Below are 11,854 nucleotides of genomic sequence, written 5' to 3'. Positions count from 1 at the left end.
ACCTGCACCATGGGCAGGTGACCACCTTGACGACGACCTCCTCCGCCGCCACCGACATCGGGGCGACGGGACCGCTGGCCGCCCGGCTCGCCCGGGTCGGCCAGCGGCTGCGGCACGCGGACCGCGCCCACCCGTGGGTGCTGGACACCGCGGTGGCGGCGCTGGTCTTCCTCATGTTCTGCCTGCCGGACCTGCTGCACCACGGCGGCGCCGGGCACGGGGACGGCGACGACGACCGGCGCAGGTTCCAGTTCGCCTTCACCCAGCTCCCGCTGGCGGCCGTGCTGGCCCTGCAGGCCGGCCTGGTGCTGCCGCTGCTGTGGCGGCGGCGCCGGCCCATGGCGGCCTTCGTCGCCGTCGCGGCCGTCTTCGTCCTGCAGTGGTCGCTGGATGCCGTGCTGCGCGCGGACGTCGCCCTCTTCGTCGCCCTGTACAGCCTGGCCCTGCACGGGCAGCTGCGCCGGCTGCCGTGGGCCTGCGCGGTCATGGCGGCCGGGATGGTGCTGGTCGCGGTACGGGTCTCGGCGGCCGTGTCCGTCTGGGACGCCCTGTTCTTTCTGCTGAGCACGGCGACCGCGGCCCTGGCCGTCGGCCTGATGGTGCGGATCCGGCGGGCACAGCTCGCGGGGCTGCGGGAGCGGGCGGCGCGGCTGGAGACGGAACGCGACCAGCGCATCAGGCTCGCGACCGCCACGGAACGTGCCCGGGTGGCCCGTGAGATGCACGACATCGTCGGCCACAACCTGTCCGTGATCATCACCCTCGCCGACGCGGGTGCGTACGCCACCGACACCGCTCCCGAACGCGGCAAGGAGGCCCTCCAGCTCATCGGCGACACCGGCCGCACGGCCCTCGGCGAGCTGCGCCGCGTGCTCGGCGTCCTGCGCGAGGCGTCGGACGGCGCCCGCCGGGCACCCGAACTGAGCCCCCAGCCCGGCCTCGCGGACATCGAGACGCTGTGCGACGGCGTGCGCACCGCCGGCCTGGAGATCGTCTACCGGACCGTCGGCGAGGTGGACGCCCTGGACCGCGGGATGCAGCTGACGGTCTACCGCATCGTCCAGGAAGCCCTGACGAACACCCTGAAGCACGCGGGCGCCGGCACCCAGGTGAAGCTGTCGGTCGCCGTCGGGGACGAACGACTCGTCGTCCGGATCCGCGACAACGGCCCGGCCGGACATCCCGGACCATGGAACGAGGAGGGACACGGACTGGTGGGTATGCGCGAACGAGCGGCGCTGTACGGAGGGACCGTGAGCGCCGGACCGGCGGCCGACGGGGGCTGGGCCGTGGAGGCCGCCCTCGACCTGACACCCCGAGGAGGCACCCGGTGACCACGGTGCTCGTCGTCGACGACCAGCAGCTGCAGCGCTACGGCTTCCGGGTGCTGCTCGACTCCATGCCCGAGACGGAGGTGGTCGGTGAGGCCGCGAACGGCTCCGAGGCCGTCCGCAGGACCGCCGAACTGCGGCCCGACGTCGTGCTGATGGACGTACGGATGCCCGGCATGGACGGCATCGAGGCGACCCGCCGGATCGCCGAGGCCGGGGGGCGCTCCCGGGTCCTCGTGCTGACCACCTTCGACGTCGACGAGTACGTGCATGCCGCCCTGCGGGCCGGAGCCAGCGGCTTCCTCCTCAAGGACGCGCGCCCCGACGAACTCCTCGCCGGGATCCGGGCGGTCGCCGGGGGCGACGCGGTGATCGCGCCGGCCCTCACCCGCCGCATCCTGGACGAGTACGCCCGGCACGTGCCGGCCCGAAGGGGCGACCCGGGCGAGGACCCCCGCCTGGCCGCCCTCACCGAACGCGAGCGCGAGATCCTCGTCGCCATCGGCAAGGGCTGGACCAACGGCGAGATCGCCGCCCGCTTCGTCGTGGCCGAGTCCACCGTGAAGACGCATGTCGGCCGCGTCCTGGCCAAGATCGGCGCCCGCGACCGCGTCCAGGCCGTGATCTTCGCCTACGACCAGGGAATCGCCCGCCCCGGTGCCGGCTGAGGGGGCCGGGCGGCCCGCACGGGGACGGGCGGTCCGGAGGAAACGGGCGCGGTCCGGAGGGAACGGACGTCTTCTCACCCGCCTCTAACCCTACAAGCCGTAGGGTGGGATGTCCTCCTACGAGCTGTAGGAGGATCCGGCTCCGCGGCCGGTTCCGCGGTGTGTGACGACGAGAGGTACCAGATGGCCGAGGGCTCGAACGCCACGACGACCGGCGTTCCTCGCACCGGCCTCCCCGCGCGGGCCGTCGGGACCCGGTGCGTGCTCCGGGGCGAGCCCCGGCTCGGGGCGGTCGCGGCCGCCTTCACCCTCGCCCAGCTCGTCCTCGTACGGCCGGATCTCGGTCTCGGCTGGGACGAGACCGTCTACGTCAGCCAGGTCAGCGGCCACGTTCCCGCCGCCTACTTCAGCGCCCCCCGCTCCCGCGGCATCTCGCTCCTCGCCGCCCCGGTCGCCTCGTGGTCCGACTCCACCGTCCTGCTCCGGATCTACCTGGCCGTCCTCTCCGGCCTCGCCCTCTACCTCGCCCTGCGCGTCTGGCGGGACCACTTCGAGCCCGCCGTCCTGGCCCTGGCCGGCGCCCTGTTCGCCTCGCTGTGGGTGACGCTGTTCTACGGCTCCCAGGCCATGCCCAACTACTGGGTGGCCATCGGCGCCCTGGCCTGCGTCGGCTGCTTCCTGCGGGCCCGCGCGAACGCACGGGACCGGGCCGCCTGGTGGGGGGTGTTCGCGGGCGCCGCGCTGATGGCATGGATGCGCCCCATGGACGCGGTCTACGTCGTGCTGCCGCTGCTCGCGCTCTCCCTGCGCCGGCCCCGGCTGCTCGCCGTGCCGGTCGCGGGCCTGGTGGCGGGCGCCGGCGAGTGGGTGATCGAGGCGTACACGAGTTACGGCGGCCTCGCGCGGCGCCTGTCCGCCGCCTCCGCCATCCAGGGCGGCCTCGGCTGGCACCTCGCCGTGCTCGACCAGCTGCGCAGCCTGGGCGGACGCACCCTGTGCCGGCCCTGCACCGGATCGGCGCCCAACCCGGCGGTGACCCTGTGGTGGTTCGCGCTGCCGCTCCTCGCCGTCCTCGGCGCGGTGGTCGCGGTGCGTGCCCGGCGCGCGCTGCCCGTCCTGCTCCCGGGGGCCTGCGCCGTCACGGCCGCGGTCCCCTACCTGTTCCTCATCGGCTACGCCGCCCCCCGCTTCCTGCTGCCCGCCTACGCCCTGCTGGCCCTCCCCGTCGCCCACGGCCTCGTCCACCTGGTCACCGCCCCGGCCCACCGGACCGGGCGCACCGTGGCCGCCGGCCTGGTGGCGGCCGGCCTGGCAGGCCATGTGGCGGTGCAGTACGTCGTCCTGGAGCACACCGTGCACAGCTCCGCCGTCTCCCGCGCCGACTGGGCCCGCACCGCCGCCGACCTGCACAGACTCGGTGTGCGGTCGCCCTGCCTGCTCAGCGGCTACGACGCCGTCCCGGTCGCCTTCGCCGCCGGCTGCGGCTCCGCGCAGACGGCGGGGCACGACGCCAGCACCACCGTGGCCGGACTGACACGCGCCGCTCGGCGCACCTCCTTCGCCGTCCTCGCTCCGGCCGGTGGCCGTCCGCCCGCGTACGCGCGCGCCTGGCCCGAGGAGCGGGCCGGTGTTCTCCGGGCGTACCTGGCACCCGGCGCACGGCAGGGGCGGTGACCGCCGTGACCGAGGCCGTGAGCCCGCCGGCCGCCGCGGGCGGCAGGCGTCTGTACATCCAGCTGGGCATCACCCTGGTGGTGCTCACCGCGGCCGGCGGGATCCTCGCCGCGCACCGGGCCACGCTGGACAGCGGCACCGACCGGCTGGCCGCCGCCGACCGGGAGTGGCTGGTGCTCGCCTGCCTCGCCGCGGTGGGCACCTGGGTGTGCGCGGCCGTGGCGCAGCAGGGGGCCGTGGTCGAGCGGCTGCCCAGGGGGCGGCTGGTGGCGGCGCAGTTCGCGGCCGGCGCGGCCAACCACCTGCTTCCGGCGGGGGCCGGGGCGGCCGTGGTCAACCTGCGGTTCCTGACGCGGTGCGGGCTGTCCGCCCGGCGCTCGGCGACCGCGCTGGCGGTGAAGACGGCCGTCGGCGGCGTCGTCCGGTGCGCGCTGGGCGTGGCCCTGCTGGTCACCTCGCCCGGCACGGTCCCTCTCTCCACGCGGGTCCCGCACGTGCTGCTGGTCCTGCTGCCGGTGGCGGCCGGAGCCGTCGTCCTGGCGGTGGCGGTGAGCGGCCGCCTCAGACGAGTGGCCAGCCGGGCCTTCGCCGACGTGCGGGACGTGCACCGGTGCCGGGCACGGGCCGGTGCGCTGTGGGGCGGGTCGGTCGGGTTCGCCCTGCTGCATGCCGGGGTGATCGTCGCCGTGGTCCATGCCATCGGCCTCGGCCTCCCCGCGAGCCGTGTGGTCATGGCCTACCTGGTGGCCAGCGGCGCGGCGGCGCTGCTGCCCACGCCGGGCGGACTGGGGTCGCTGGACGCCGCGCTCGCCCTCGCCCTCACGGCGGCCGGCGCGCCCGGACCGGCGGCGGTCTCGGCGGTCCTCGGCTACCGTCTGCTGACCGGGTGGCTGCCGATGGTCCCCGGGCTGCTGGTCCTGGCACTGCTGGCCCGCCGCTCGGCAGTGTGAACCGCTCGGCGTCAACAAGCCGGTCGTGAACCGCCTGCCGTGAACTGCCGGTCGTGAACTGCCGGTCGTGAACCGCCCGTTGCGAACGCGCGTTGTGAACCGCCTCGCCGTACCCGCGCCGTCTCTCAGTCCGGCGGATCCGGTTGCCGTTCCAGCCGGTACCCGTGCCCCCGCAACGTGGTGATCCGGGGCAGCCGGGCCTGCCGTCCGCCCGCCTGTGCCGCCTCGGTCAGCCTGCGGCGCAGGCCCGCCAGCGTCACGTCGAGGGTCTTGGTGGAGCCGAACCAGTTCTCGTCCCAGACCTCGGCCATCAGCGTCTCGCGCGAGACCGCCTCGCCGACCCGCCCGGCCAGCACCGCGAGCAGGTCGAACTCCTTGGCCCGCAAAGGGACCTCGGCTCCGAGCAGGACGCAGCGCCGGGCCGTCACGTCGACCACCAGATCGCCCAGCCGCACCGGCTCCCGGGCCGGCGCGGCCACCGCGTGCCGCCTGAGATGAGCCCGCAGCCGGGCGAGCAGCACGGTCAGGCTGAACGGCTTGACCAGGTAGTCGTCGGCCCCGGCGTCCAGCCCGGCGATGATGTCGATGTCGTCGGTCCGCGCCGTCAGGACGACGATCAGCAGGTCGGGGAGGCGGGCGCGCAGCTGCCGTGCGACGTCCAGGCCGTCCACGTCCGGCAGCCCCAGGTCCAGCAGCAGCACCTCGTACGGTGCCCGCCCGGCCTCCGCCAGTGCGCCCGCTCCGGTACGGCACCACGTCGGCGCGTAGTCGTGGCCGCGCAGCCCGGTTTCCAGGTGGCGGCCGATGGTGTCGTCGTCCTCGACGACGAGGACGCGCACCCGGCTGCGGTCCGGTGCGGTGGGCGTACGCATGGTCGACAGCCTAGGAGCCGCCGGGGCGCGGGGCCCGTCGTCGGTGTCCGCCGTGCTCACAGGTCGCGGAGCTCCTCCACGGCGGGGCGGCGGCTGCCGCGGACGCCGTTGAGGGCCGCGGCCAGCACGGCTGCGACGGCGGCTGCCCCGGTGAGCGCCAGGTAGGCGCCGGGGACCGACAGGGCGGCGGGCGGCGGATCGAAGACGCCGGTCAGGACCTTGACCAGCATCTCCGACAGGGCCCAGCCGATGAGGGCGCCTCCGGTCAGGCCGGCGACGGCCAGCAACAGGGCCTCGGAGAGGACCATGCCGCGCAGGTGGCGGGCCCGGGCGCCGAGGACGGTGGCGATGGCGAACGTGCGGCGGCGCTCCGCGAGTCCGAGCGCGAGGACCAGGCCGCCGGCCCCGGCGGCGAGCAGGACGGCGAAGGCGAGCTCGATCCGGGTGAGGCCGGCCAGGTCGACGGAGGTCAGGCTGGTGCCGACGGTGCCGCGGGTCTGGGTGAGGTCGGTGACGGTGGCCCCGGTGCCGAGCTGCCCGCGCAGCCGGTCGGCGATCCGCTGCTGGTTCGTGCCGGCGGTGTCGAGCAGGAAGGCACCCGCCGAGTCGTCGCCGGTGGCCTTGGCGACATAGGAGGCGTTGGCGACGAAGAAGCTGTCCTTGGGGGCGGTGGGGAACTCCTTGACGATGCCGGCGTAGTGGAAGGGGACCGTGCGCAGGGACTTGGTGCGGGCGTCCTGGACGCGCAGGTTGACGGTGTCGCCGGGGGAGAGCTGGAAGTCGTTCACGGTCTCGACGCTGACCAGGAGGTTGTCCGGGCGCTGGGCGAGGCGGCGCATCAGCTGGTCGGCGGTGCCGCCCGCGAAATAGGCGTCCTGGAGCGAGGTGGCCCGCGCGACGGTGCCGGGGCGGACGCCGTAGAGGTCCTGCAGGTCGGAGCCGACGTAGGCGAAGCGGTGCTGGAGGGGTTCGACGTGCCGTACGCCGGCGATCTTCAGCGCTGCCCCGGCGGAGGGCGGGACCTGGGCGCCGGGGGGTTCGGTGACGGTGACGTCGGCGCCGTTGGTCAGCCGGGCGTCGACCTCGGCCTGCTGGTGGTAGGTGGCGTTGAAGACGGCGGTGGAGATGGCGAAGGAGACGGCGAGGGCGAGCAGCACCACCGACCGGGCGAACGGGCGGCGGCGCCGGGAGAGCGTGGCCGCGGTGGTGCCGGCCAGGGTCGCGGTCAGCGGCCGGACCAGCCGGGCCAGGACGGCGCGGCCGTGGGTGAGGGCGAGCAGGGTGAGGCGCCACAGCAGCAGGGCCGCGCCGATCCACAGCAGGGCGGGGCCGAGGAAGGCCCAGTACGACACGGAGATGCTGGGGACGCCCTCGGGCGCGAGGACGAGCGCGTACTGGTTGCCGGAGGAGGCGCGGAAGACGAGCCAGGAGCCGGTCAGGAGGGCGAGGTCCAGGCCGTACCGCAGCCACCAGGGCGACCGGGAGGGTCGTACGTCCTCCTGTTTGCGGGTGTCGGCGACGGTGACCGTGCGCAGGTCCCGCAGGGCGGGGACGAGGACGGCGCCCGCGGCCACCGCGGCCCCGAGGACGAAGGCGACGGCGTACCAGACGGACCAGGTCGCCGCGCTCGCGCCGAAGGAGGCGGTGCCGAAGGCGAGGCGGCCGGTGAGGGCGGCGATGCCCAGCCCGGCCAGACCTCCGGCGAGGCCGGTCAGGGCGGCCTCCAGCCCGGCGAGTGCGGTGATCTGACGGGGCCGCAGGCCGCGCAGCCGCAGCAGCCCCTGCTCCTGGCGGCGCCGCTCGCCGCCGGCCGAGGCGACCGCCGCCGTCAGGGCGGCGGCCAGCACCGCGCCCGGCACACCGAGGAAGAGGAAGAGGATCTGGGCGTACAGGGCGTCCTGGCGGGCCGAGTCGAGGGCCGCGCCGACGTTGTTGCCGACCAGGGCCGTGCCGGCGGAGCGGGCTTCCAGGTGGTGGGCGGCGCCGGTGGCGGCGGAGTAGGCGGCGGCCGGGTCGGAGGGCAGCCGGGCGCTGTCGCGGGCCGCGTGGATCTGGGTGGTGACACCGGTGGCGCCGCGGGTGAGGGCGGCGAAGTCGGCGGCGGGCAGCAGGACGACGTTGTCCGGGGGCGCGGTCGGCTGGGACTGGCTGGGGGCGCCGACGGTCTGGAAGAGGGAGTCGGCCTGGGGCAGGTCGACCACGCCGTCCACCTTCACCTGCCGCAGACCGGCACCGGGCAACCGGACGCCGATGGTGTCGCCGGGGGCCGCGTGCAGGTTGGAGGCGGTCTGCTGGGCCAGCAGGACACCGGTGGAGGCGCCGGAGAGCGTGCGCATGGCGTCGGGGAAACGGGTGCGGTAGCCGTCGGGCAGACCGAGGGCCATGCCGGGGCCGGTGGTCTGGGTGCTGCCCTGCACGTGAGCGGTGAAGCCGTCGGTGTGCGCGAAGCCGACGGGCAGCGCGGTGCGGGTGCCCGGGGTCCCGGCCACCAGGGACAGGACCGTGTTCGGGTCGGCGCCGGGCTGCACCTGGACCTGCCAGTCCACGGCGACCGAGCGCACGGCGCGCTGGGTCATGGTCGCCTTCGACGCGGTGAGGAAGGAGCCGAGCGCGGCGACCAGGGCGACCGCGAGCGCGATGCCGGTCAGGGCGGCCAGGAGCCGTCCGGTGCGGTGGCGGGCCAGCCCGCGGGCCCAGGTGGCGATCATGGCATCTCCTCGGAGGCCGGCGGGGTCGAGTCGCGGTGCCGGTGCGGTTCCCGCACCCGGGCGGTGGTCACGGGACCTCCTCGGGCGCGAGCAGCCGTCCGGCGCGCATGCCGCGGCGGACGGTGAGCCGGGCGGCGACGGCCGGGTCGTGGGTCGTGACGACGAGGGCCGCGCCGGTGTGGTCGGCCGCCGTCAGCAGGGCGTCCAGGACGCGGGCGCCGGTGGCGTGGTCCAGGCGGCCGGTGGGCTCGTCGGCCAGGATCAGGCGTGGCGCCCGGGCCAGGACCCGGGCGGCGGCCACCCGCTGGGCCTGGCCGCCGGAGATCTCCTCGGGGAGCCGGTCGGCCAGGTCGGCGGCGTCCACCAGGGCGAGTGCCGCGAGCGCGCGCTGTCGCGCCTCGCCCTCCGGACGATCGGCGAGGACCAGGGGCAGGGCGGTGTTCTCCACCACGTTCAGGGCGGGGATCAGGCTGTCGCCCTGGAACACCAGCCCGATGTCGTACGGCCCGAGCGAGGCGGCCCGGGTGACGGTGCCGCTGGTGGGCTGTTCGAGCCCGGCCAGCAGGTGGAGCAGCGAGCTCTTGCCCGATCCCGAGGGGCCGACGACCGCGAGCCGGTCCCCGGCCCGGATCTCCAGGTCGGCCCCGTGCACGGCCACGACCGCCCGCGGTCCCCGGCCGAAGGTCAGGGCCGCCGCGGCACAGCTGACGAGCACCTCATCAGACGGCATCGGGCGCCTCCTCGCGGCCTTGGCGCCGGGCGTCGGTGGCCTGCCGCCGTGCATCGACGGCCTGCTGCCGGGCGTCGGTGTCCTGCTGCGGGGCCTCGGCGGCCTTCCCGTCCGTCAGGGTGATCACCCGGTCCGCGACGCGGACGGCTTCGCGGCTGTGCGTGACGATCAGCACGGCGCACCCCTCGGCGGCCCGTTCCCGCAGCATCGACAGCACCAGCTGCTCGGTCTCGCCGTCCAGTTCACCGGTCGGTTCGTCGGCGAGCAGGACGGCGGGCGCGTTGGCCAGCGCGACGGCGAGCCCGGCCCGGGCCAGCTCGCCGCCGGACAGCTGTCCCGGCAGGGCGTGCGCCCGGTCGGCCAGCCCCACCCGGGCCAGCAGCTCCCCGGCCGGGACGGGAGCCCGGCGGCCCCGCGCCCGCTGCGGCAGGCGGACGTTGTCCCGCACGTTCAGGTGCGGCAGCAGGTTGCGGGTCTGCAGCAGGACACCGATGTGCCGGGCGCGCAACCTGGCCCGCTCGGTCTCCGGCCGGTGGCTGATCCGTACGCCGTCGACGCGGACCTCGCCGCCGGAGGGCTCGTCGAGCCCGGCCAGGCACGCCAGCAGGGTCGACTTGCCGGCCCCGGACGGGCCCACGACCGCGACCGTCTCACCGCGCCGCACCCGCAGCGACACCCCGCGCAGCGCGAGTGTCTCCTCCTCCCCGGCCCGGTAGAAGCGGTACAGCTCGCGGGCCGTGAGGACGTCGTCGGCGTCGCCGTTCGGGTGTGTGCCGTCGGACATCGTGCGCTCACCGCCAGCCGAAGGAGTCGCTGACGATGCGCCACGGGTCGACGTTGTCCGCCTTGACCGGCCCCGACAGGGTCAGGTCCACCTCGTGCCCCGCGCGATAGAAGGCGTACCGCTCGAAGGCGTCCCGCACCACCTTGCCGGTGACCGGGTCCTTCGCCGAGTCGCCCTGGTAGGTGAGCAGGACCACGCGCCCGGCGTGCCGGGTCACCTCGCTCACCTTGGGTGCGGAGAACTTCGGTACCTGGGTGCGGAGTTGGGGTATCACCATCTTGGTGACCGAGCCGACCGTGGGCGCGCCGGAGGCGGACACCGCGGAGATCCGCACGGTGTTGAGCTTGTCGGTGAACGCGGTGGTGCCGCCCTGGCCGGTGCGGGCCCAGCCCTCGGGCACCTTCAGGGTGAAGCCGGTGAAGGAACCGCCGGCCGGCCGGTAGGAGACGTACACCTGGTTGTCGGGGATGTCGCCGGGCGGGTTGGACTCGGTGGGCGCCGGCTGGACCTGTCCGCCGGCGGTGGTCGGACCGGACGCGGGGCTGCCGGAGCCGGCGTGCGACCCGGAACCGGAACAGCCCGCGGTCACCGCCGCCACGAGGGTCAGCCCGACGACCGCGTACGTCCTTGTGTGTGCTGCCATGGCCACTGCCCTCCAGGGGAACCTCGGACCGGACGGTCATGGCACCGACGCTAGGCAGCGGCCGGTTAACGCCCTGCCCGCCGAGGGTTAGACGACGGCAAAAGCGTGTGGCGCAACGCATCCGCCCAGGTGAGCGGCGCGCATGATGAGGGGCATGAGACAGCGCGTGGTGCGAGTCGCCCTCACCGCCGCCCTGGTCGCCGTCGTCCTCCTCGCCGTCCCGCTGGCCCTGGCGATCAGGTCGTCGCTGTACGCCGACCAGCGCGACACCCTGGAACGGTCGGCGCTGGCCGCGGCCGTACGCGTGAGCCCGGACTTCGTGACCGGAGACCCGGTGGAACTGCCCGCGCCACCGGCCGGCGGGCGCCTCGGCCTGTACGACCCGCAACGGCGGCTGCGTGCGGGCAGCGGCCCACGGCCCGGCGACACCCCGGTCCGCCAGGCCCTCGGCGGTGAGCTGGAGCGGGGCCGGGCGGGCGCCGACCTGGTGGTGACCGTGCCGGTCTCGCACGCCGAGCGGGTGATCGGCGTCGTACGGGCCTCGTCCCCCGCCGCCGCCGTACGCGACCGGGTCCTCGCCGCCTGGGCGCTGCTGCTCGGTGTGGCCGCTCTCGCGCTGGCCGTCGCCGTCCTCGTCGCCCGCCGGCAGGCCCGGGCACTGGCCGCGCCGCTGGAGGACCTCTCCCGGCACTGCCGGGCCGTGACCGAGGGCGACCTGACGGCACGGGCCGCTCCGAGCAGCGTCGCCGAGATCGACCAGGTCGCCCGCACCCACAACGAGATGCTGCACAGCCTCTCCGAACTCCTGCGCCACGAACGCGACTTCACCGCCAACGCCTCCCACCAGCTGCGCACCCCGCTCACCGGCCTGCAACTCGCCCTGGAGGCGGGCCTCGCCCAGGACGACGACGCCCGGCTGCGGCCCGTGCTGGCCGAGGCGCTGGCCACCACCGAGCGCCTGCACCACACGGTGGAGGAGGTGCTGCGCCTGTCCCGTTCCAGGGAGGCGGCCCGCCCCGCCACCGGGACGATCGCCGTGCGGCAGCTGCTGCGGGAGACGGAGGAACGGTGGCACGGTCTCTTCGCCCAGGACGGCAGACGCCTGGAGTGCGCGGGCCAGGACCTGCCCGCCGACCTCCGCGTTCCCGGCGGGCCCGTGTCGGAGGTGCTCGGCATCCTGCTGGACAACGCCCGGGTGCACGGGCGCGGCACCGTCCGGGTGGCGGTGCGGGACCTGGAGGACGCCCTCGCCTTCGACGTGAGCGACGAGGGCGCCGTGACGGGCGAGCCGTCCCGGCTCTTCGACCGCGGCCGCAGCGGGAACGGGCACGGAACGGGCATCGGCCTGGCCCTCGCCCGCGACCTGGCCGTCTCGCTCGGCGGCAGGCTCTCCCTGACCGGCCGGCACCCGGCCACGTTCACCCTGCTCCTTCCTGTCGGCCAGGACGGGACACAAGGCGCGGGGACAGCCGGGTGAGCATGCCGCAGGACCGC

The 11,854-nt window shown here is 75.5% G+C and carries 10 protein-coding genes; 5 read left to right on the top strand and 5 right to left on the bottom strand.

Going from position 1 to position 11,854, the window contains the following annotated elements; translation table 11 throughout:
* Positions 1–26: 26 nt before the first annotated feature.
* From ACFZB3_RS43635 to ACFZB3_RS43620, 4 genes are all read left to right on the top strand, one after another.
* Entirely contained in the window at positions 27–1,334 is a 1,308-nt protein-coding gene (locus ACFZB3_RS43635) for a histidine kinase (protein WP_391387866.1), read from the top strand.
* The gene (locus ACFZB3_RS43630; RefSeq protein ID WP_362579418.1) at positions 1,331–1,999 is read left to right on the top strand and encodes a response regulator transcription factor; all 669 of its coding nucleotides are present in this window, start codon (positions 1,331–1,333) and stop codon (positions 1,997–1,999) included. Before ACFZB3_RS43635 ends, ACFZB3_RS43630 begins: the two co-directional genes overlap by 4 nt.
* A 183-nt stretch (positions 2,000–2,182) precedes the next feature.
* Positions 2,183–3,673: a hypothetical protein gene (locus tag ACFZB3_RS43625; protein WP_391387863.1), complete on the top strand. Its 1,491-nt coding sequence runs from the start codon at positions 2,183–2,185 to the stop codon at positions 3,671–3,673.
* Positions 3,674–3,678: 5 nt separating this feature from the next.
* Positions 3,679–4,623 (top strand): lysylphosphatidylglycerol synthase domain-containing protein, encoded by a 945-nt coding sequence (locus ACFZB3_RS43620; RefSeq protein WP_391387766.1) that lies wholly within the window; start codon positions 3,679–3,681, stop codon positions 4,621–4,623.
* Between the two features lie 125 nt (positions 4,624–4,748).
* Here ACFZB3_RS43620 and ACFZB3_RS43615 read toward each other — a convergent pair whose 3' ends face one another.
* The 5 genes from ACFZB3_RS43615 to ACFZB3_RS43595 form a co-directional block, all read right to left on the bottom strand.
* On the bottom strand, positions 4,749–5,495 hold the full coding sequence (locus tag ACFZB3_RS43615; RefSeq protein ID WP_391387763.1) for a response regulator: 747 nt from the start codon (positions 5,493–5,495) through the stop codon (positions 4,749–4,751).
* A gap of 56 nt (positions 5,496–5,551) precedes the next feature.
* Complete coding sequence (locus ACFZB3_RS43610) at positions 5,552–8,203, bottom strand: FtsX-like permease family protein (RefSeq protein ID WP_391387759.1); 2,652 nt, start codon at positions 8,201–8,203, stop codon at positions 5,552–5,554.
* Between the two features lie 67 nt (positions 8,204–8,270).
* Complete coding sequence (locus ACFZB3_RS43605; RefSeq protein WP_391387756.1) at positions 8,271–8,933, bottom strand: ATP-binding cassette domain-containing protein; 663 nt, start codon at positions 8,931–8,933, stop codon at positions 8,271–8,273.
* Positions 8,923–9,717, bottom strand: a complete 795-nt coding sequence (locus tag ACFZB3_RS43600; RefSeq protein WP_391387753.1) for an ATP-binding cassette domain-containing protein — start codon at positions 9,715–9,717, stop codon at positions 8,923–8,925. Before ACFZB3_RS43600 ends, ACFZB3_RS43605 begins: the two co-directional genes overlap by 11 nt.
* A gap of 7 nt (positions 9,718–9,724) precedes the next feature.
* Entirely contained in the window at positions 9,725–10,360 is a 636-nt protein-coding gene (locus ACFZB3_RS43595) for a hypothetical protein (RefSeq protein ID WP_391387750.1), read from the bottom strand.
* A gap of 154 nt (positions 10,361–10,514) precedes the next feature.
* Here ACFZB3_RS43595 and ACFZB3_RS43590 point away from each other — a divergent pair, with 154 nt between their 5' ends.
* Entirely contained in the window at positions 10,515–11,837 is a 1,323-nt protein-coding gene (locus ACFZB3_RS43590) for a histidine kinase dimerization/phospho-acceptor domain-containing protein (protein ID WP_391387747.1), read from the top strand.
* Positions 11,838–11,854: the final 17 nt, after the last annotated feature.

This window comes from Streptomyces sp. NPDC008092 (assembly GCF_042957285.1).
Classification (GTDB): domain Bacteria; phylum Actinomycetota; class Actinomycetes; order Streptomycetales; family Streptomycetaceae; genus Streptomyces.
Note: the sequence above shows the minus strand (reverse complement) of the source record. Positions and strands in the feature narration are given on the sequence as shown.